The organism is Tateyamaria sp. (genome assembly GCF_039940735.1).
In the GTDB taxonomy this organism is placed as follows: domain Bacteria; phylum Pseudomonadota; class Alphaproteobacteria; order Rhodobacterales; family Rhodobacteraceae; genus Tateyamaria.
In genome coordinates this window covers 26381-45876 of record NZ_JBDVGB010000008.1, presented here as the reverse complement: position 1 = coordinate 45876, position 19496 = coordinate 26381, and the positions used below count along the sequence as shown (strand labels likewise).

General features: G+C 54.6%; 19 protein-coding genes. 14 read left to right on the top strand and 5 right to left on the bottom strand.

All coding sequences use genetic code 11. From position 1 onward, the window contains the following. From ABJF76_RS01620 to ABJF76_RS01595, 6 genes are all read left to right on the top strand, one after another. A partial coding sequence (locus tag ABJF76_RS01620) for a molybdopterin cofactor-binding domain-containing protein (protein WP_413822489.1) occupies positions 1 to 831 on the top strand: 831 nt, incomplete at its 5' end. Positions 832 to 875: 44 nt separating this feature from the next. After that, the gene (locus tag ABJF76_RS01615) at positions 876 to 1751 is read left to right on the top strand and encodes an AAA family ATPase (RefSeq protein WP_413821795.1); all 876 of its coding nucleotides are present in this window, start codon (positions 876 to 878) and stop codon (positions 1749 to 1751) included. Then, a complete protein-coding gene (locus ABJF76_RS01610; RefSeq protein WP_413821794.1) occupies positions 1748 to 2929 on the top strand; it encodes a vWA domain-containing protein in 1182 nt (393 codons plus the stop codon). The genes ABJF76_RS01615 and ABJF76_RS01610 overlap by 4 nt, the downstream gene beginning before the upstream one ends. Then, positions 2926 to 3705, top strand: coding sequence for an XdhC family protein (locus tag ABJF76_RS01605; RefSeq protein WP_413821793.1), 780 nt, complete (start codon positions 2926 to 2928; stop codon positions 3703 to 3705). Before ABJF76_RS01610 ends, ABJF76_RS01605 begins: the two co-directional genes overlap by 4 nt. Further along, positions 3698 to 4303 carry a nucleotidyltransferase family protein gene (locus ABJF76_RS01600; RefSeq protein WP_413821792.1) on the top strand — a complete coding sequence of 202 codons (606 nt, stop codon included), beginning with the start codon at positions 3698 to 3700 and terminating at the stop codon, positions 4301 to 4303. The genes ABJF76_RS01605 and ABJF76_RS01600 overlap by 8 nt, the downstream gene beginning before the upstream one ends. A 112-nt stretch (positions 4304 to 4415) precedes the next feature. Further along, a complete protein-coding gene (locus ABJF76_RS01595) occupies positions 4416 to 4871 on the top strand; it encodes a CoxG family protein (protein ID WP_413821791.1) in 456 nt (151 codons plus the stop codon). Between the two features lie 131 nt (positions 4872 to 5002). Here the strand turns inward: ABJF76_RS01595 and ABJF76_RS01590 are convergent, their stop codons facing one another. Beyond that, a complete protein-coding gene (locus ABJF76_RS01590; RefSeq protein ID WP_413821790.1) occupies positions 5003 to 5989 on the bottom strand; it encodes a helix-turn-helix domain-containing protein in 987 nt (328 codons plus the stop codon). A gap of 135 nt (positions 5990 to 6124) precedes the next feature. Here ABJF76_RS01590 and ABJF76_RS01585 point away from each other — a divergent pair, with 135 nt between their 5' ends. Then, a complete protein-coding gene (locus ABJF76_RS01585) occupies positions 6125 to 7138 on the top strand; it encodes an alpha/beta hydrolase family protein (RefSeq protein ID WP_413821789.1) in 1014 nt (337 codons plus the stop codon). A gap of 101 nt (positions 7139 to 7239) precedes the next feature. On the opposite strand, the gene ABJF76_RS01580 is transcribed toward ABJF76_RS01585, so the two are convergent. Genes ABJF76_RS01580 through ugpB form a run of 4 tightly spaced genes read right to left on the bottom strand, consistent with a single transcriptional unit; the run spans position 7240 to position 11404 of the window. Further along, positions 7240 to 8295 carry an ABC transporter ATP-binding protein gene (locus ABJF76_RS01580; protein WP_413821788.1) on the bottom strand — a complete coding sequence of 352 codons (1056 nt, stop codon included), beginning with the start codon at positions 8293 to 8295 and terminating at the stop codon, positions 7240 to 7242. Between the two features lie 2 nt (positions 8296 to 8297). Further along, on the bottom strand, positions 8298 to 9134 hold the full coding sequence (gene ugpE / locus ABJF76_RS01575; protein ID WP_413821950.1) for a sn-glycerol-3-phosphate ABC transporter permease UgpE: 837 nt from the start codon (positions 9132 to 9134) through the stop codon (positions 8298 to 8300). A 20-nt stretch (positions 9135 to 9154) separates the two neighbouring features. Next, positions 9155 to 10036, bottom strand: a complete 882-nt coding sequence (gene ugpA / locus ABJF76_RS01570) for a sn-glycerol-3-phosphate ABC transporter permease UgpA (protein WP_413821787.1) — start codon at positions 10034 to 10036, stop codon at positions 9155 to 9157. Positions 10037 to 10093: 57 nt separating this feature from the next. Next, positions 10094 to 11404: a sn-glycerol-3-phosphate ABC transporter substrate-binding protein UgpB gene (ugpB, locus tag ABJF76_RS01565; RefSeq protein ID WP_413821786.1), complete on the bottom strand. Its 1311-nt coding sequence runs from the start codon at positions 11402 to 11404 to the stop codon at positions 10094 to 10096. 180 nt (positions 11405 to 11584) lie between these two features. Here ugpB and ABJF76_RS01560 point away from each other — a divergent pair, with 180 nt between their 5' ends. The 7 genes from ABJF76_RS01560 to ABJF76_RS01530 all read left to right on the top strand — a co-directional run bounded on the left by ABJF76_RS01560 (position 11585) and on the right by ABJF76_RS01530 (position 18582). Then, a complete protein-coding gene (locus tag ABJF76_RS01560) occupies positions 11585 to 12526 on the top strand; it encodes a LysR substrate-binding domain-containing protein (RefSeq protein WP_413821785.1) in 942 nt (313 codons plus the stop codon). A gap of 415 nt (positions 12527 to 12941) precedes the next feature. Further along, entirely contained in the window at positions 12942 to 14018 is a 1077-nt protein-coding gene (locus ABJF76_RS01555) for a C4-dicarboxylate TRAP transporter substrate-binding protein (RefSeq protein WP_413821784.1), read from the top strand. Between the two features lie 14 nt (positions 14019 to 14032). Further along, on the top strand, positions 14033 to 14629 hold the full coding sequence (locus tag ABJF76_RS01550) for a TRAP transporter small permease subunit (protein ID WP_413821783.1): 597 nt from the start codon (positions 14033 to 14035) through the stop codon (positions 14627 to 14629). Continuing rightward, positions 14626 to 15930, top strand: coding sequence for a TRAP transporter large permease (locus tag ABJF76_RS01545; protein ID WP_413821782.1), 1305 nt, complete (start codon positions 14626 to 14628; stop codon positions 15928 to 15930). Before ABJF76_RS01550 ends, ABJF76_RS01545 begins: the two co-directional genes overlap by 4 nt. Before the next feature lie 148 nt (positions 15931 to 16078). Continuing rightward, complete coding sequence (locus ABJF76_RS01540; protein ID WP_413821781.1) at positions 16079 to 16495, top strand: VOC family protein; 417 nt, start codon at positions 16079 to 16081, stop codon at positions 16493 to 16495. A gap of 100 nt (positions 16496 to 16595) precedes the next feature. After that, complete coding sequence (locus tag ABJF76_RS01535; protein WP_413821949.1) at positions 16596 to 17225, top strand: glutathione S-transferase; 630 nt, start codon at positions 16596 to 16598, stop codon at positions 17223 to 17225. Positions 17226 to 17460: 235 nt separating this feature from the next. After that, on the top strand, positions 17461 to 18582 hold the full coding sequence (locus ABJF76_RS01530) for a serine/threonine protein kinase (RefSeq protein WP_413821780.1): 1122 nt from the start codon (positions 17461 to 17463) through the stop codon (positions 18580 to 18582). Positions 18583 to 19496 lie beyond the last annotated feature (914 nt).

Below are 19496 nucleotides of genomic sequence, written 5' to 3'. Positions count from 1 at the left end.
ACAACTTTTGCACAAATCCTTGCCTCCGAGATTGGACTGTCGGCAGATAGCATCACGATCGAAGAGGGCGACACAGACACGGCCCCTTATGGACTTGGCACTTATGGGTCGCGTTCCACCCCGGTTGCAGGTGCTGCGGCGGCCATGGTCGGGCGCAAAATCCGCGCCAAGGCACAGATGATCGCAGCCTATCTACTTGAGGTTCACGACAACGATGTGGAATTCGATGTGGATCGGTTTGTGGTCAAAGGTGTGCCTGAAAAGTTTAAGACGATGAAAGAAATCGCCTTTGCCGCCTATAACCAAGCCATTCCCGGTCTTGAACCGGGGCTTGAGGCGGTGAGTTATTATGATCCGCCCAACATGACCTACCCGTTTGGGGCTTATGTCTGTGTCATGGACATCGACGTGGACACCGGCGTCACAGAAATCCGCCGCTTTTATGCGCTGGATGACTGCGGCACGCGGATCAATCCGATGATCATCGAAGGCCAAGTGCATGGCGGTTTGACCGAAGCCCTCGCCGTCGCTTTGGGCCAAGAGATCGCCTATGACGACATGGGCAACGTCAAAACGGGGACGTTGATGGACTTTTTCCTGCCGACGGCATGGGAAGTGCCCAACTACGAAACCGACTTCACCGTCACACCCTCGCCCCACCACCCCATCGGGGCCAAGGGCGTGGGTGAAAGCCCCCACGTGGGCGGCGTGCCGTGTTTCTCGAATGCGGTGCAGGATGCGTTCCGCCCATTTGGCAACACGCACACCGACATGCCGCATGATCACTGGCGGACTTGGCGCACTGCCAATGAACTTGGCATGCACGACTGATGGTAACGGTAAGGCGGGGTTAACCCCGCCTTACGGAGACACTTATGACTTGGACTGACTTAAAAACCGCCTTGGCGGGACAGGGCTATGTGGCCTCAGACGACTTGGCGGTTGCCTTGCAGCTTGCCTTGTCGCTTGGCCGTCCCTTATTGCTGGAAGGGGCCGCGGGCGTCGGCAAAACTGAAATTGCGCGTACGCTTTCGGCCGTCAAAGACACGCGCTTGCTGCGCCTGCAATGCTATGAAGGGCTGGACGCCGCCCAAGCCATCTATGAATGGAATTATCAGCGCCAATTGCTAACGATCCGCGCCGCCGCAGAAGACGGCGAGACGGGCAAAGCCGTCGAAGATCGCATTTTCTCTCGCGATTTCCTGCTAGAACGTCCCTTGCTGGCCGCGATCACACAAGACGTTGCACCCGTGTTGCTCATCGACGAAATCGACCGCGCGGATGAGGAATTCGAAGCTTACCTTCTTGAAATTCTGTCCGACTTTCAAATTTCGATCCCTGAACTTGGCACCATCTCGGCCACCACGCGGCCTATGGTGATCCTGACCTCCAACGGCACGCGCGATCTGTCGGATGCCCTGCGCCGTCGCTGCCTATATACCTACGTCGAATACCCCGATCGCGCGACCGAACTTGCGATCCTTAGGGCGCGTTGCCCCGAAATCGAGGCACAGCTTGGCGAACAGATCGTCGGATTTGTGCAGCGTCTGCGCCAAGAAGAGCTGGAAAAAACACCCGGCGTCGCTGAAATGCTGGACTTTGCCGCCGCCCTCATGGGCCTTGGCATTGCTGACCTCACGGATGACCCGGCTGTTTTGCAAAGTACCCTCACGACGTTGCTCAAGACGCAAAGCGATCAGGCCCAAATCACCCGCGAAGTGGCCGGCCGCATCGCAGGCAAAGCCGCATGACGCGCATCACTAAATTTGCCGGGCGTGATCCCGGGCCAGCGGCGCGGGTGGTCGGCTTCATTGCCCATCTGCGCGACAACGGCTTGCGTCTTGGCGTGGCCGAGGCAGACCTTGCTATGGCGGCTCTTGCAGAAGTTGACGCAATCCGCCCCGATGACAGCCGTCGTGCGTTGCGGGCCGTTTGCACAGGTTGCAAGGAAGAATCCGAACGTTTCGACGACCTGTTCAACAGCTATTGGATGGACATGGGGCGGGTAAAACAAAAGGTTGTCCCGACCCAATCGAGCCCGTCCAATGACAACATGCATTCCTCCCGCGATGCCAAAGGCGAAGACGCCACGACAACTGGGTCCAGCACCGCCCCCGATGACACCGGCGGCGAGGCGGACAGTGACGGAACCGGCAAGCTGATCGCCACCGAACAGCGCAACCTTGCCCGCAAAGACCTGCGCGAACTGATCCGCCCCGAAGACATCGCCGAAGCCGAAAAGGTCGCACGCCGCATTGGCGCGGCCTTGCGCGACAAACGCTCGCGCCGTCGGATCGCGGCCCGCAAAGGCGACCGGCTGCATTTTCGCAAGACCATTCGCCAAAGCCTTGCCACAGGCGGCGAACCCTTGCGCCTGCTGCGCAAGAACCGCCCCGACCGGACACACAAGATCGTCGCCCTGTGTGATGTGTCGGGATCCATGTCGGTTTACGCGCAGGTGTTTTTGGCCTTCCTTGCGGGCCTCATGCGCGCCGACACCGCCGCCGATGCCTATTTGTTTCACACCCGCCTTGTGCGCATCACCGAAGCCTTGCGTGACAAAGACGCGATGCGTGCCATCGGGCGTATGTCGCTGATGGCTGATGGATTTGGCGGGGGGTCCAAAATCGGGCCTAGCCTGATGCTCTTTGCAGATACATACGCAAAGCGTTTTGTCGATGGGCGCAGCGTCGTGCTGATCTTGTCCGATGGCTATGACACGGAAAACCCTGCGCTGATGGGGCAAGCCCTTGAAAAGCTCAAGAAACGAGGCTGCAAGGTGATCTGGTTGAACCCGTTGAAGGGTTGGAAAGATTATGCGCCCGTGGCTGAAGGGATGGCTGCTGCCCTGCCCTATCTGGACTTATTTGCCGCTGCCAATACGCTGGGCGATCTGGCCGCGCTTGATATAGAATTGGCGGCACTATGACCCCTGCAGAAGTCCTTTCGAGTGATTTGGCCGAAGCCGCCCAAGAACTACGCGCGCGGGATGAACCGTTTGCCTTTGCGACCATCGTGCGTACCGCAGGCTCAACTGCGGCCAAACCCGGCGCCAAAGCGTTGCTGAGTGCGGATGGGACAATCTTGCATGGTTGGTTGGGCGGGGGGTGCACACGCGGAGCCGTCAAGCGCGCAGCATTACAAGCCTTAAGCGATGGCGCACCCCAACTGGTGTCCGTCGCACCCGAAGACCTGTTGGCCGAAAAAGGCGTAACTGCTGGTGATGAAGTCGACGGCACGACTTTCGCGCGCAACGGATGCCCATCGCGCGGCACAGTCGATATCTTTATCGAGCCTTGCCTGCCTCTGCCGCAACTGGTCATCATGGGGGCGTCCCCGGTGGCCCAAGCGCTCAGTGCGCTGGCCCCTCAGTTCCACTATTCTGTCGCCACTGCACCAGAAAAAAACCGATCAAATCGCCCTTGCTTTGCGGTGATTGCTACCCAAGGGCAGGGTGATCTGGATGCGTTGAAAGCCACCCTTGCGGCCAAGCCCGACTATGTCGCCTTTGTCGGAAGTCGGCGGAAATACCTGACACTTGCGCAAAAACTGTCGGATGCCGACTTTGATCAAAGCGCGATCGACAGCGTAAATGCCCCGGCGGGATTGGATTTGGGCGCAGTCACTCCAGAGGAAATCGCTTTGTCCATCCTAGCGCAATTGGTGCAAGTGCGCCGATCTGCGGTGAAGCGGCCCCATGCGTGATATCTGTGCAATTATATTGGCCGCTGGCCTGTCGCGCCGCATGGGTGCGCGCAACAAGTTGTTATTGCCGATTGATGGCGTGCCGATGATCCGCCATGTTGTGGATGTGTATCGGGCCGCAATCGATGGGCCGATTATAGCAGTTACCGGCCATGAAGCCGACGCTGTAGAATCCGCTCTTGCCGGTAGTGGCATCCAAACCGTGTTCAACCCTGACTATGCCCAAGGGCAGCCAACCTCTGTGGCGTGTGGATTGCGACATGCGCCAAACGACCACGATATCTTGATCGGTCTGGGCGATCAGCCGCTGCTGACCCGCGATGATTTGCACGCCCTTCAAACGGCGCACGGCGCGGCGGACCCTGCCCGCATTTCAATTCCAATGTCGGACACGCAGCGCGGCAATCCAATTGTCATACCAGCAACGTTAAAGGCCCGCTTGCTAGAAGACCCCAGATCGCCGGGCTGCAAAAAGTTCACCCGCGAAAATCCTGATCATGTGCAATTTCACGCGTTACCTGCCCTCGGCTTTTACGCCGACGTCGACACGCCCGAAGCTTACGATCGGTTGTCCCCCCACGAGGCAAGCCTGACATGAAAACGCTAAGACGGCTTGTCACATATGCCCGCGAAAAATTCGCATTGACCCCTGAACAGGCGGATCAACTGGCCGCGATCAAATTTCCCTGTTGCTAAGAAGGATACTCTCCATGGAACTCGCCGACGAAATCATCATCAACGCACCCAAAGAACGGGTGTATGCCGCTCTCAATGACCCTGACATCCTAAAACAATGCATTCCGGGGTGCGAAGAGTTGATCAAGCATTCAGACACCGAATTAGAAGCCAAGGTTGTTCTGAAAGTCGGTCCTGTGAAGGCCCGTTTCAGTGGGGACGTCCAATTGGACACAGGGGGCGCGCCCGATGCCTTTTCGCTGACTGGGCAAGGCAATGGGGGGGCGGCCGGCCATGCCAAGGGCGGCGCTGATGTAACATTAACAGCCGATGGGCCAGACAAGACCATTCTGCGCTATGAGGCCAAGGCGCAAATCGGTGGGAAATTGGCGCAATTGGGCAGTCGCTTGATCCAAAGCACCGCCAAAAAGCTTGCCGCCAAGTTTTTCAAATCCTTTGCAGATGTGGTCAACGAAGACGCCGCAGTCTGACGACGTATCGCGCAGGGCAGCATTGAGACATGCTGCCCAACTCGAATGTAGTGCCTTGCCCCGCATTCAAGCAACGCCCCATAAAAACGCAATGGACAAACGCATCAGGTGGTTCTAGGCCTGCACGGACCCTACGCCCTTTGACGGGCTAACCATTTGCTGGGGCTGACGCCCGTTATGCGCAGAAACTCACGGTTAAAATTGGACTTCGTATTGAAGCCGGACGACAGCATCGCGGACGTGACGGTTTCGTTCCCAAGCAACGCCTTTTGTGCCGCGACGATCCTCGCGTCGTTCACATACCTAGACACGTTTTCCCCTGTGTTCTGATTGATCACGATGGAAAGCGTTTTGGCAGGAATTCCCAATTTGCGCGACAAGCGTGCCAATGTCAGATCAGGATCAAGGTAAGGTTTCTGTTCGGTCATGAAGGTTTGAACGCGCTGCCATACGGCCTGCTCGGCCTCGCTGTTGGTGCGTTGTGGTTCATCGTCTTCGTCGTCTTCTGTGCGCAGATGGCTCGACAAACTGATGATCCCAATCACCAACAGATTTCCGACAGAAAACAGGCTAACGATCCAAGGTTGCAGATGGCCGAGGTCTGCGGCGATTGCAGCGACAATCAAAACATCACTTAGCGCAGAAACGATCAACGCGGCCCCAATGATTTGCCAAATGCGCACAGGCAGATCGCCATCCGCCAAGAAGGCGCGCGGTTGTGCATCTGGACCTTTGAACGATTGATAGACGATCGCGATACCGTACAAGAAAAACGCGCCCGGCAGAAAAATGTCCAAAAAATCAGGCGCTGTGACCAAAGCGGCAATTGCAGTCACGGGCATCAGCACGTGCAATAAATCGGCCTTTCTTTTTGGCCGTGCCGCCGTCCATTGAAACGCGCACCACGCGGCGGGCGGAATGAGTGTTGCAGTGATCGGCTGCACCAACCGCATGCCCGGTACCTGATAATGCTGCGCCAGTGCAATGATCCCGATCTGCACTGAACAAATCGCCAACAGGACGGCAATCGGCGTCAATCGCCCGCGCGCGACCCACAATCGCACGAACAAAAAGAACAAAACGGCAGAGGCAAAGACGGGGATGGGAAAGCTTGGCATTGCGGCGCTACTTTATGATTCCTGCCCTTTTTTAGTCCTGAAACCGGATCGTGACGACCTAAAACCGGTTTTAGGACGCGCGGAAACCCACTTGGGGGCCATCCCTTGACCATACTCAATCAATGGAGAGATCCCGTGAAAACCCAAACCACAGCAATCGCATTGATCTGCACCGCCTCGACCGCCATGGCCGACCCCGCAGGCCTTAGGCAGACCGAAATGTACATGCCCCATCACGATACAAACGCCAGCGTTACAATTTGGTATCCAAACAGCGGCGGCGGTGATCATGAACGAGTCGCCGAAAACCCCGTTTTCAAAGGCGTTGATGCCATTATCAATGCAGATATCCAAAGTAGCACACATCCGGTCGTGATGTTCAGTCACGGGATGGGCGGCACGTCCCGTGCCCAAGCGTGGCTTGCTTCGGCGCTTGCTGATCGCGGGGCCATCGTGGTGTCCGTGGACCACGCCCATTCCACATGGAAAGACTTCAACATGGCTGAGGGGGTCAAACACTGGACCCGCGCCGCCGACTTAACAGTCGCGCTTGATCAGCTTCTTGCGGACCCGGATTTCGAAGGCCACATTGACCCCAGTCGGATCATGGCCGCTGGGTTTTCCTATGGTGGATGGACAGCACTTTCGCTAGGCGGCATGACGGGCGACCTTGCTGGCATCGTCGAAACCTGCACTGACTACATCGACACAATGGAAGCCTGCGATATGTTGCTGTCCGACAAGGTGAACATGCAAGGCATCGACGCGAACGCTTGGAACCAAAGCTATGCAGATGCACGGATCACGCATGTCGCTGCCATCGACCCCGGCTTTGTGTGGGGATTGCAGGCCTCAAACGTGGCGGACCTTGTCCCTGACGTCCTGATGGTTGGTTTCGGAGCAGGGGCAGATCGGATGAGTGCGACAAATTTTGATGACAGCGGATTGGCCGACCTGTTGCCAGACGCCAAGTTTATGCGCTTTGATCCGGCGTTTCACTTCACCGCTATGCCTTTGTGCAAGCCCGGTGCCGAAGACATCCTGATCGCAGAGAACGACGATCCGGTTTGTACGGACCCTGTCGGTACTGATCGTGCAGCGGTGCATGGCGCGATCATCCAAGCGGTCGCAGACGAATTAGGTCTGTGAACAAAACTGCCGGTCTCGCGTGCACTGTGCAGTTCGGAAAGTGATCTGTTCGTTAGAACAAACAAACACACCAGAGTAGCGGGGCCAGCGCGGCCCCCTACTCAGACGCTGCGGCGCAGGCCGGATTCCACATCAAACACGTGCGCCTTGCCCTGTTCAATGTTGAAACTGCGTGTGCCATCGTTCGACGTCAGCTCATGCACGCCTTGCAAACTTACGGTGAAACTGTCGCCTGATCCCTCAACCGCCCCGTGCAGCAAAGTATTCGCCCCAAGTGGTTCGGCAAGTTTGACCGCAACCCGCAGTGGCCCATCGTCCGCAGGCACAAGGTGTTCTGGCCTGACGCCCAATTTAACAGGCCCATCAGCGCCAATAGCGTCGGCCACGACCTGCCCTTGAAACAGAATTTTACCATCCTGCACCGTTGCATCCACGATGTTCATGGCCGGGCTTCCGATAAACTGTGCGGCGAATAATGTGCGCGGCGTTTCGTAGACCTCAAGTGGCGTGCCGATTTGTTCTGCCACACCTGCGTTCATGACGATCATACGGTCGGCCATTGTCATCGCCTCGACCTGATCGTGGGTCACATAAAGCGAGGTGATGCCCAGCTTTGATTGCAGTTCTTTGATCTCAAGACGCATCTGCACGCGCAACTTGGCATCTAGATTTGAAAGCGGTTCATCGAACAAAAAGACGGCCGGTTCGCGCACAATGGCGCGGCCCATTGCGACGCGTTGACGTTGCCCGCCGGAAAGTTGTTTGGGCTTTCGATCAAGCAGTGGTTCAAGCTGTAGCAGCTTGGCCGCCGCCACCACTTTGGCGTCGATCTGATCCTTGGGCATCTTGGCAATCTTCAGCCCATAACCCATGTTTTGACGCACCGACATATGCGGATAAAGCGCGTAATTTTGGAACACCATCGCGATGTCACGGTCCATAGGTTCCTTGTCGTTGGCAACATCATCGCCGATCAACACATCGCCCGCCGTCAGCGTTTCCAACCCGGCCACAAGGCGCAGCAACGTGGATTTGCCACAGCCCGAAGGCCCGACGATCACGATAAATTCGCCGTCCTCGATCTCGGTTGTGATGCCATGGATCACATGGGTGGCGCCAAAGCTTTTCTTGACGTCCTTAAGGGAAACCGTTGCCATATTTATTTCTCGCTATCGACAAGGCCGCGAATAAACAGCCGTTGCATACTGACCACGACAATCACCGGAGGGATCATCGCAAGGATCGACGTCGCCATAATCACCGGCCAATCCGCCACATCATCGCCCGACGGGAACATCTGTTTGATGCCCATCACGATGGTGTTCATGTCTGGATCGGTCGTGATCAAAAGGGGCCACAGATATTGGTTCCAACCAAAGATAAACAGGATCACAAACAAGGCCGCGACGTTGGTGCGGCTCATGGGGACCACGATGTCCCAAAAGAAACGCATGGGGCTTGCGCCATCGACACGGGCGGCCTCGGCCAATTCGTCCGGGATCGTGAGGAAGAATTGGCGAAACAGAAACGTGGCCGTCGCCGAGGCGATCAACGGCAGGATCAAACCGCCATAACTATTGAGCAACCCAAAGCTTGCTACGACCTCAAAGGTCGGCACAATGCGTACCTCGACGGGCAACATCAGCGTCAAAAAGATCATCCAGAAAAACAGGTTACGTGCCGGAAAACGAAAGTACACAATCGCAAATGCCGACAGCAACGAAATCACGATTTTACCGACGGCAATGCCGATCGCCATAACCAAACTGTTAAACAGCATGGTCGCCACGGGCACATTCACCCCAGAGAACAACGCTTTGCTGTAATTTTCAACGAATTGATCGCCCGGCCAAAGGGGCATCGGCGGGCGGACGATTTCCGGCTGCGTCACGGTTGACGCAACAAAGGCCAACCAGATCGGAAAAAAGATCACCAGCACGCCCAAAATCATAAAGACGTGGGTCAGCCACAGCCCAGCGCCGCGCTTTTCGACCATGCCATGCACTTCGCCCGCCATCAGTAATGCACCCGTTTTTCAATGAACTTGAACTGGATGATCGTCAGCAGTCCTACGACGAACAACAGTATGACAGATTGCGCGGAAGACGACCCAAGGTCTTGGCCGACAAAGCCGTCCGAAAACACTTTGTAGACCAGAACAGTTGTGGATTGTTGCGGGCCTCCGGCTGTGATCGTGTGGATCACCCCAAAGGTTTCAAAGAACGAATAGACGATGTTCACGACCAGCAAAAAGAAGGTGGTGGGCGACAGCAAAGGCAACACAATGGTCCAGAACCGTTTCCAAAACCGTGCCCCATCAATGGCAGCCGCTTCGATCACCGAGCGCGGGACCGCCTGCAAAGCCGCGAAGAAGAATAAGAAATTGTAGCTGATCCGCCCCCAAGCAGAGGCAACAACCACGAGGCCCATCGCCTCGCCCCCGTTTAAAACATGGTTCCAGTCATAACCAAGGTTGCCAAGATACCACGACACAACGCCGACGCGCGTGTTGAACATGAACAGCCAAAGCACGCCTGCGATGGCAGGAGCAACAGCATAGGGCCAGATCAACATGGTGCGGTAAACGCCCGAACCCTTGATCAGCCGGTCAGCGATAACGGCCAAGAACAGCGCCGGAATCATAGAACACAGGGTGACAAGGATGGAAAACAAGGCCGTCGTCACAAAGGACGAGCGGTAAAACTTGTCGCCCAGCAAGAATTCGAAATTTCCCAAGCCCACAAATTGTGAAGACAGCCCAAAGGGGTCAGGAATAAACAGCGACTGCCAGATGGCTTGGCCCGCCGGATAGAAAAAGAAAACGGCTGAAATCACGACCTGAGGTGCGATCAGCAGCAGCGGCAGTATCCAGCCGCGAAACGTTACGCGTTTTTCCATCTTTAGGCCCCGATAATGTGATAGGCAGGCCCGATAACAGGCCTGCCTTCGTTACGTTTAGCGGTTTGCAGTTTCAAACCGGCGCAACAACGCGTCGCCGCGTTCCTTGGCGCTGTCCATGGCCTCTTGGGCGGTTTTGTCGCCAGCCCAGATGCCTTCAAGTTCTTCGTCGATGATCCCACGGATCTGATCGAAGGACCCAAGGCGCAGACCTTTGGAATTGGCCGTCGGTTCATTGGCGGTCATCTGGATCACAGCAACCTCTGTTCCGACGTTCTTTTCGTAAAAGCCCGCTGCACGTGTGGCGACCCCGGCCGCTGCCGTGATGGGCAGATAACCAGTGTTTTGGTGCCAGCTGGCTTGGACATCCGACGTGGACAAGAAGCTTAGGAATTCACCAACGCCTTTATAGTCAGCCTCGTCCTGGCCTTCCATGACCCACAAAGATGCACCACCGATGATGGTGTTTTGCGGCGCATTGCCGACACCTTCCCAATAGGGCAGCGGACGCACGTCAAAGTCGAATTCAGCTTCGGCTTTGATACCGGCATACCCGGCTGAGCTTTCGGTAAACAACGCACATTCACCAGCGCGGAAGTTTGCGCCACCTTCATTGCGGCGACCCGTGTAGATGAATTTGCCATCTTTGGCCCATTCGCCCATGGCCGTTAGGTGTGCGACTTGCGCAGGACCGTTCAAAGCCAATTCTGTGTCGAGCCCGGAAAAGCCGTTGTCTTTGGTGGCAAACGGCACGTCATGATAAGCCGAGAAGTTCTCAAGGTGAATCCAGCTTTGCCATGCAGTGACAAGTCCGCATTCCTCGCCGCCCGCTTTCAATTGGTCCAGAACCGCACCCACATTTTGCCATGTGGACAGATCTGAGTCCGGGTCAACGCCCGCAGCTTCCATCGCGTTGCGGTTCACCCACAAAACTGGCGTCGATGAGTTAAACGGCAGCGACAGCATTTCGCCATTTGTGTCGGTGTAATAGCCTTTGACCGCACCGATATAGGCGTCGGGGTCAAACGCGGCACCGCTTTGTGCCATGACTTCGAAAACCGGGCGCGTCGCACCTTTGGCGGCCATCATTGTGGCAGTGCCCACTTCGAAAACCATAAGAATATCAGGCTGTTCGCCCGCACGGAACGCCGCGATACCTGCGTTCAGCGTTTCTGAATAGTTCCCTTTGTGGCTTTCCACGACGACATATTCGTCTTGGCTTGCGTTGAATTCTTCAACTTGGGCCTTCACCAATTCGCCAAGGCGGCCGGTAAACGCGTGCCAGAATTGCACTTCAGTTTCGGCCATCGCGGCAACTGGCGATAGCATTGTGGATACGGCAAGAGCGCCGATCAGTGACTTTTTCATAGTTCCTCCCAGAGCACCTGTTAGGTGCATTGTCATATGATGTTTTTCGGGCAAAACCCGCATCGGTTATCAGACTACAAAACGATACACCGCCCAAGGTATAATACAAGACGGCAAATCAAGGAAAAGTTATAACACTATGTTATGGCAATTCACCCCTTCTTCGTGTGATGAAGGCGCATGAAACAAAAGCTGCGACTGCGCCAATTCGAAGCCCTTATGGCCGTGATTCATAACAGTACTGTGACAAGTGCTGCCAAAGAGTTGGGAATCAGCCAACCCGCTGTCAGCCGCCTTTTGACTGATCTGAAGCAAACTTTGGGGTTCTCACTATTTGATCGGCGTGGCGGTCAACTGGTTCCTACGCAAGAAGTCCGCTTTCTTCAGGCCGATATCCAGCGTGTTCTCGATCTGATGGATCAGATCGGCGAAGTCAGCCAAAGCATAACAGAACGCAAAGCGGGTCATATAAAAATCGCCTGTTTGCCGGGTTTTGCGACCAGTCACCTGCCAATGGTCGTCGCACAATTCCTTAAGGATCGACCGGGGGTAAGCATCACCATTGAACCGGACCGCCCCGAACGCATTCTGGAATGGATGATTGACGAACAGTTTGATTTTGGGATCACAGACGGGTTCCGTGGGCATTCCGCCGTGGTCAGTCGGGACATTCATATGCGCACCGTGTGCATTTTTCCCAAGGGCCACATTTTGGGGCACCATGACGAAATCACTCCGACCCTGCTTTGTGATGAAAAGATCATCCACACCCGCCGCGACAGCAACTTTTTCCAAAGGCTTGAAAACGCATTTCTGGCAGAAAACACACACTTGATGACACTGGTTGAAACGCGGCAATTTACGGCCGCCTGCGAACTGGTCTCGAACGGGCTTGGCGTTGCGATTGTCAGCGAAATGGATGCGGTGAAGTTTGCCAACCGGAACATCGAAATTCGGCCCTTCGTGCCCAGCATTCCCCACCGACTTTCTTTGGTCCGCCCCATCCTAAAACAACCATCCGCCATCACTTTGGAATTTATTGACGCCTTTGCCGCCAGCCTAGCCCGCTTTGAAGGACCAGCACATCCGACGCAGGGTGCGCAACAAGCGGATCGGCCCTAATTTACTGAGACCGTCACACAGAACCCAAGGAACGCCTAGACTGCCTGTTTTTAGCGTTATCGCGCAGTGCTGTTTTCGCCACTTCATTCAGATCAAGTAACCACCCAAGGCGCCAACGTGCCTCGTTCGTTGCATTAGGTTACATGCTACTCGCCAAAAGATTTAATGATTGGTGTAAAAATAGTGCACCTTCTACCCTTACCTTTAGCACGTTGGTGCTGGGTACGTTGCGGCGCTCTGCCATCTCATTTTGACGGAATGCATCGCACTCTCAGATCACGTTGAAGGGTTGGGAGGCCAAGATCGCGACCAAAGGGAGGGCGCGTGGATCAACCAAAGGGTTGAGTGTTCACACCTCAAAACCCTCGTTGATCATGAGTTCTGGTGGCCTGTCGAAAATATTAGGGAGAGAGACATGACAAACGTCACGCAAAAACGCCTGCTCGCCGCCGCGATCGCTGGGATATCCACGCTGTCAGCGCACGGGGTCGCTGCCCAAGAGAAAATCAATGTGACCGTTCTTTCGGGTTATACGGATCGAACGGCTTGGGTCAGAACACTCAAGGAATTTTGGATGCCTGAGGTCAACAAGCGCCTTGCTGCATCGGGCAACTACGAACTGAATTACCTAGAAGCTTTTGGCACCGTGGTGCAGCCGCGTGGTGAATTTGATGCGATTGGCAACGGTATTGGCAACATTGGTCTTGTTGTTACGGCCTTTCACACGGACAAAGTCCCACTGTCGAGCGTGTCTTATGTCACCCCCTTTGTGACCGTCGACCTTGCCCTGACCTCTGAAATCAACGACGCGCTCACGTTCTCTATCCCCGAAATGCAAGCTGGTTGGGAAAAGTTCAATCTTGAATTTGTCGGCCATATGGGCGCGATCAAATCCTATAACGTCCTGTCTAAGGACCCCATCGACAGCCTTGATGACTTTGAGGGGATCAAAGTGTCTGGCGCGGGGTTGAACCTGCGTTGGCTCGAAGGGCTTGGTGCCACAGGCGTGCCGACGGCGTTGCCAAAGTTCTACCAAGAGGTAAACAGCGGTGTGTCCGATGCGTTGGTCGGATGGGCCGATGTCGTTGGTGCCTTTAAGCTGTGCGAAGTCGCGCCGCATTTCTTGTCGGCCGACATGGGTGCGGTTTCGAACTTCGCGATGGTTGCCAACAAACCGTGGTTTGATGGATTGCCCGCCGAAGTCCAAACAGCCATCCGCGAGGTCACTCCCGAATACCGCAACCTTCTGGCCGAGGTGACAACAGCCGGTGACGCAAACGGGCGCGAGGCCTGTGTGGCACAGGGTGGTTCGGTGCACGAAATTTCCGCCGAGATGCGACAGGAATGGGCTGACACATTGCCCAACATCGCCAAGGAATGGGCAAGCGCGATCGATGGCACGGGTTTACCGGGATCTGACGTGTTGGCGGCCTACATGGATTTGATGCGCGCTGCTGATCAGCCTATCGCGCGGCAATGGGACAAAGAATAGACCAGCGCGCCCAAATGTCAGATACAAAACCATTGCACCCTGTTTGGCGCGTTTTCGGCGCGCTGAACATTGTCTTAGACAAGGCCGTTGTGTCGCTCAATGCGCTTGGCACATTGATCATCATCGCTTTGATGGTGTTGATCTGTACGGATGTGGTGGGGCGCAACGTGCTTGCGACGTCATTGCCGGGCGTGATTGAGCTGGCCGAACTGGCCATCGTTTCGATTGTCTTTTTGCAAATCGCCGACACGCTGCGGTCTGGTAAACTGATGCGATCAGATGCCTTGATCCGCAAGATAAGCCGGGCCTTTCCGCGGGTTGGACTAGTGCTCAATATCGGTTTTGACGTCACCGGCGCGGTGCTGTTTTACTTTATCACATCAGGGGCCTTTGATCGATTTTCCAAAGCGTGGTCAGGCGGGTTTTACACCGGGAACTTAGGATCATTTACCGCGCCCACATGGCCGATGGAGCTTTGCGTCGCCCTTGGGTCTGGGCTGATGTGTTTGCTGTTTGTCACGCAAGCGTTCAAGGGTGGCGCAGCCTTGCTGCGTGGCTCGCCGCCCCCTGCGCCTCAAACGCCTGACTTTGGGGATGAGTACACATCATGACCGGCCTTGAAATCGGCATCCTTTCCGTCGGAGGGATTTTAGCCCTTGTTGTTATGGGCATGTATATTCCCGTCGTGCTGGCCATCGTTTCACTGGTGGGCACATGGTTCATTTCTGGCAACTTTCAGATCGCAATCTTTCTGCTGAGCCAAAAATCGGTCGAGACAATCGCAAGTCAGGAATTCGCGGTCATACCTTTGTTCGTGTTGATGGGTTTGCTGATCGCTGTTTCGGATATTGCGCGCGAAACCTTTGGCGTGGCAAACTACGTGTTTCGTAAAATTGCAGGCGGGCTTGGCATTGCCACGGTGGCGGCAAACGCGATCTTTGCGTCGATCACCGGGGTCAGCATTGCCTCTGCCGCCGTGTTCACAAAGGTCGCGGTGCCCGAGATGTTGCGCTTTGGCTATCACCCGCGCCTTGCGGTGGGGATCGTAGCTGGCAGTTCGGTGCTCGGGATGTTGATCCCCCCTAGCATCTTGTTGATTGTCTACGCTTTTATCGCAGAAGTCAGCGTAGGATCACTGTTTCTGGCCGCAGTGGTGCCCGGCCTTATGTTGGCGCTGTTTTACGTGATCGCAATCCTTGCTGTGGGCAAACTGCGCCCTAAATGGGTCGGGCGTCACCTGCCCCCTCCAAGCGACATTGAGGACATGAACCCCGGCAAAGCCCTGCGCCTTTTGGCCCCCATTGTTGCATTGGTCGCCCTTGTGATTGGCGGCATCTATACGGGCCTTTTCACCCCCACAGAATCCGGCGCGGTCGGTGCGGCAGGCGCGCTCATCTTGACCTTGTTGCGTGGTCGCCTGACCTGGTCGATATTTTGGCGTGTCACGGTCGAAACCGGGCATGTCACGGCTTCGATCTGTTTTATGATCATCGCGGCCAGTATGTATTCGTCGATGTTGGGCCTTTCTGGCGTCCCTTCTGAATTGCAGTCATGGGTCGTCTCGTCTGGCCTTGGCCTTGTGGCACTGATCCTCGTTTACGTGCTGATCGTGATCGTATTGGGAACGCTGTTGGATTCTGTTTCGATCATCCTGATCGTCTTGCCGATCTTCCTGCCGCTCTTGCAGCACTTCAACGTAGACATGATCTGGTTCGGGGTTTTGTCGATCATTGTGGTTGAAATCGGGCTTTTGACGCCCCCCCTTGGAATTGCGGTTTTCGTTGTCAAAAGTTGCCTTCCGGATGAGCAAATAACGCTGAAGGATATCTTTCTTGGCGCCCTGCCGTTCGGGCTGATTATGCTGGTGGTTGTCCTGCTTATTTCCGTGTTTCCAGCGTTGGTTGTCTACTGAGATCGACACGTGAAAACCCGTCGTTCACGAACTGATCTGGAATGCGATCCAACACCCGGCCAAACCCGTCACAGGCCAAAGGCAGTCCACGGCGCACCGCATCAGATACCCGCTTGCTTGCCGTCACAGTCTAGGCCACGCTGCCGATATGAAACTCAAGTTGCACCATATCAATCTATGCTCAAGCAATGTCGCCGCGATGGACCGCTTTTATCGTGACGTTCTAACACTCGGCGATGAAGAACCCGCGGAATTGCCCCCTTTAAACACCGAAAAAGGTCTGGTGGGTGACGTTTCCTTTGTGACGGACGGCGAAATCCAAATGCATCTGACGCCGCGCGATGTTTTGAATTCATTTCGATCCGGTCAAGTCGTAAACCCACTTGAACGCGGCCACATTGCGTATCGCACGGATGATATCGTTGCGTTCATGGCCCATTTGGACGCCCAAGGCGTGCCGTATTCCGACTGGGGCAGCAATGCCGTGAAAGGATGGCATCAGGTGTTTTTCTACGACCCCGAAGGCAACGTCATTGAAGTGCATCAACTGGTCGCCGTTGAATGACGCCGTGGGCGTTAAGAGCTGCTTTAATTGCACCCAACCCATCTTTATTGCCGCACTTTAAAGGATCGTCGGTTTTGTTTTTAGATAGGCCACCATGTCTCTGACCCCCGTACTTTGGACGTTTCGCCGCTGCCCCTATGCAATGCGGGCACGCCTTGCGATTGCCAGCGCCGGGGTCAAGGTCGAGCTGCGCGAAATCCTGTTGCGCGACAAGCCGCAGGCGTTCTTGGAAACGTCCGCCTCTGCGACAGTTCCTGCGCTGCGGCTAGACAATCGCGTTGTGGATGAAAGTAAAGACATCATGATTTGGGCACTTGAACAAAGTGACCCGCACCAGCTTTTGGACATGCCAGACGAAGGTTGGGCCCTGATTGATACAAATGACGGCCCATTCAAGGCTGCGTTGGATCACACGAAATACGCATCTCGGTTTCCAGATATCGATACAGAGACTGAGCGCCACAAAGCCGCTGCGTTTCTTATGGGCCTTGATGGGCGATTGAAGAGGCAGACGTCGTTGTTCGGGGCGCGCCCGACCATTGCTGATCTGGCGATCTTGCCGTTTGTTCGCCAATTCGCAAACATTGATCGGGAATGGTTTGATGCCCAACCTTGGCCCAACCTGATTGCCTGGTTGGATGGATTTTTGCAAAGCGAAGACCTTTCGCATGTCATGACCAAATATCCACCATGGTCAGATGGCGACCTTCCGGTCTGGTTTGGCGGTTAAAAGTCCATACCGAAAGTTATTTTTACGCGCATACGATGAATAGCCAGACCCTACCATTTGGTCAGGCAGAAGTACCGGTTATGGTTCGTCCCCGTCAAAAAATACGACGCGAATTCCAATGCTCTCGGTGTTTACAGCAAGGCGAACCTCCGCATCAAAGAAGTCCCCTGAATCCTAAGCCTTGCGACAGCAAAATGTTGCCCCTAATACTTGTGCGTCATGACAGGGGTGCAACATGCAAAAGACGATCGTCAACAGTTGGAACGAATGGGATCCGTTGAAACACGTCATCGTGGGCCGCGCCGACGATTGTCATATCCCGCCAGAAGAACCCGCGCTTGATGCAAAAGTCCCCGAAGACAGCGATATGCGCGGTCAGTGGGGACGTAGGCCGCAGGAAACGATTGATCGCGCGAACGAGCTTTTGGACAACTTCGCGACGATGTTGCAAGGGCGCGGCATTCGCGTTGACCGCCCAACATCTATTGACCACGCACTGCCTGCTGCGACACCCGATTTCCAAACTGCCAGCCAATTTGGCTGCATGCCGCCGCGAGACGTTTTGCTGACGGTCGGGTCCGAGATGCTCGAGGCGACGATGTCTTACCGCTGTCGCTGGTTTGAATATCTGAACTATCGCCCGCTTATGCAGAAATATTTCGACGAGGACCCCAAGTTCCGTCATGAAAGCGCCCCCAAACCGCGGTTGACGGATGCGGATTACCATCCTGACTATCTCAGTGATAAAATTGGTGTCGAAAAGCGCCTGAAGTGGGCCGAAGAAAAGTTCTTTGTCACCACCGAAGAAGAACCCTTGTTCGATGCCGCCGACGTGCTGCGATTTGGGCGCGATTTGGTTGTGCAACACGGCTTCACAACGAACCTCAAAGGCATTGAGTGGCTGCGCCGCCACTTTCCCGATCATCGCGTGCATACTGTGAATTTTCCGGGGGATCCCTACCCGATCCACATCGATGCGACCTTTACCCCATTGCGCCCCGGTCTGATCCTCAACAATCCACAGCGCCGTTTGCCAGAAGCCCAGCGCAAAATGTATGCGGACAATGATTGGGAAATTGTCGATGCGGCACAACCTGCACACAATGCGCCCCCTCCGCTGTGTTATTCGTCAACGTGGCTGTCGATGAATGTGCTAGTTTTGGATCCGAAAACCGTCTGTGTCGAAAAGTCCGAAGTGTATCAGGCCGAACAGATGGACAAATTGGGCATGGAGGTCGTCGAGGTTGAATTGCGCGACGCCTATGCTTTTGGGGGCGGTCTGCATTGCTGTACGGCAGATGTGTACCGCGAGGGCGAATGCCAAGATTACTTCCCCAAGATGCACAGCCAAACTTAGGCCGTCTCTCGATCCACTCTTCCGGTTCAGCTGACAAGCTTTTCGCTTCGGTCGGATATGCGAACGTGGAAGCCCGAAACGTGACAGTTAGGACGGCGGCTCTTACAACCGGCCCCGCAACTCGGCCGCCGTTAAGTGCTGAAGTGGCCCAGCAGCGAATTCAAGTCCCACATGTTGGTTTCCGTATGTTGATGGGGTTCGTAACCACTTGACCCTCCAATTTTCCCACCCATTTCAATTCTAGCCGTTGAATTTTGCGATAAAATTAATAATACATTCAAGGGCCGCAGGCAACAGAAAGAATATCAAGAAAAGCCAAATCCAAATCACTAAAAGTGAAATTGCCTCAAAGTGAACAGGAAAATTATTTCCAACATAATCCAGAAGAAATAAAGGACCAAAGCTTATGGAAATAAATGATATCAAAGTTATTGCCGGTCTGCGCACTAACATTTTTCTAATATCGTAGATTTTCTTATTAATAACACAAATCAATCTTCGCATGCGTCTTTACCATTCATGATTGCGAGAATGTCAAAATCTAGTGCTGATTTAAACATACGAAATACTGATACATAACAACCTCAAATATATGAATTATCCCAACCAAAACCCAAGCTTTGATAAACATTTGAAGGACAACAAACAAAATCTCACATTCAAGACTGAATATCTCATCCAACTTCGATATAGCATCCAAACAGTAAAACTTGAACCATGTGGAAACTCACTTGCGCTCATGTTTTACACTAGCTCAGACCGTTAGCAATCATACCGGGAAGATAAACTTTACCAAGTCGTGATTTGTGGTAATAATTTCGTCGAAAGTCAACCTAACTGACTAATATTCAACTTAGAACTTTTCTCACCCGCAAATTCGATAATCTCGTTTAGCGTTTAGCCTTTACGAATTC

What these genes read in the sequence shown, in the direction of transcription:
- ABJF76_RS01600 (WP_413821792.1), top strand. Translation starts at nt 3,698, where the DNA reads ATGCGTGATATCTGTGCAATTATATTGGCCGCTGGCCTGTCGCGCCGC.
- ABJF76_RS01580 (WP_413821788.1), bottom strand. Translation starts at nt 8,295, where the DNA reads ATGGCAACGGTTTCCCTTAAGGACGTCAAGAAAAGCTTTGGCGCCACC.
- ABJF76_RS01590 (WP_413821790.1), bottom strand. Translation starts at nt 5,989, where the DNA reads ATGCCAAGCTTTCCCATCCCCGTCTTTGCCTCTGCCGTTTTGTTCTTT.
- ABJF76_RS01605 (WP_413821793.1), top strand. Translation starts at nt 2,926, where the DNA reads ATGACCCCTGCAGAAGTCCTTTCGAGTGATTTGGCCGAAGCCGCCCAA.
- ABJF76_RS01560 (WP_413821785.1), top strand. Translation starts at nt 11,585, where the DNA reads ATGAAACAAAAGCTGCGACTGCGCCAATTCGAAGCCCTTATGGCCGTG.
- ABJF76_RS01530 (WP_413821780.1), top strand. Translation starts at nt 17,461, where the DNA reads ATGCAAAAGACGATCGTCAACAGTTGGAACGAATGGGATCCGTTGAAA.
- ABJF76_RS01550 (WP_413821783.1), top strand. Translation starts at nt 14,033, where the DNA reads ATGTCAGATACAAAACCATTGCACCCTGTTTGGCGCGTTTTCGGCGCG.
- ABJF76_RS01545 (WP_413821782.1), top strand. Translation starts at nt 14,626, where the DNA reads ATGACCGGCCTTGAAATCGGCATCCTTTCCGTCGGAGGGATTTTAGCC.
- ABJF76_RS01555 (WP_413821784.1), top strand. Translation starts at nt 12,942, where the DNA reads ATGACAAACGTCACGCAAAAACGCCTGCTCGCCGCCGCGATCGCTGGG.
- ABJF76_RS01610 (WP_413821794.1), top strand. Translation starts at nt 1,748, where the DNA reads ATGACGCGCATCACTAAATTTGCCGGGCGTGATCCCGGGCCAGCGGCG.
- ugpA (WP_413821787.1), bottom strand. Translation starts at nt 10,036, where the DNA reads ATGGAAAAACGCGTAACGTTTCGCGGCTGGATACTGCCGCTGCTGCTG.
- ABJF76_RS01615 (WP_413821795.1), top strand. Translation starts at nt 876, where the DNA reads ATGACTTGGACTGACTTAAAAACCGCCTTGGCGGGACAGGGCTATGTG.
- ugpE (WP_413821950.1), bottom strand. Translation starts at nt 9,134, where the DNA reads ATGGTCGAAAAGCGCGGCGCTGGGCTGTGGCTGACCCACGTCTTTATG.
- ABJF76_RS01540 (WP_413821781.1), top strand. Translation starts at nt 16,079, where the DNA reads ATGAAACTCAAGTTGCACCATATCAATCTATGCTCAAGCAATGTCGCC.
- ugpB (WP_413821786.1), bottom strand. Translation starts at nt 11,404, where the DNA reads ATGAAAAAGTCACTGATCGGCGCTCTTGCCGTATCCACAATGCTATCG.
- ABJF76_RS01595 (WP_413821791.1), top strand. Translation starts at nt 4,416, where the DNA reads ATGGAACTCGCCGACGAAATCATCATCAACGCACCCAAAGAACGGGTG.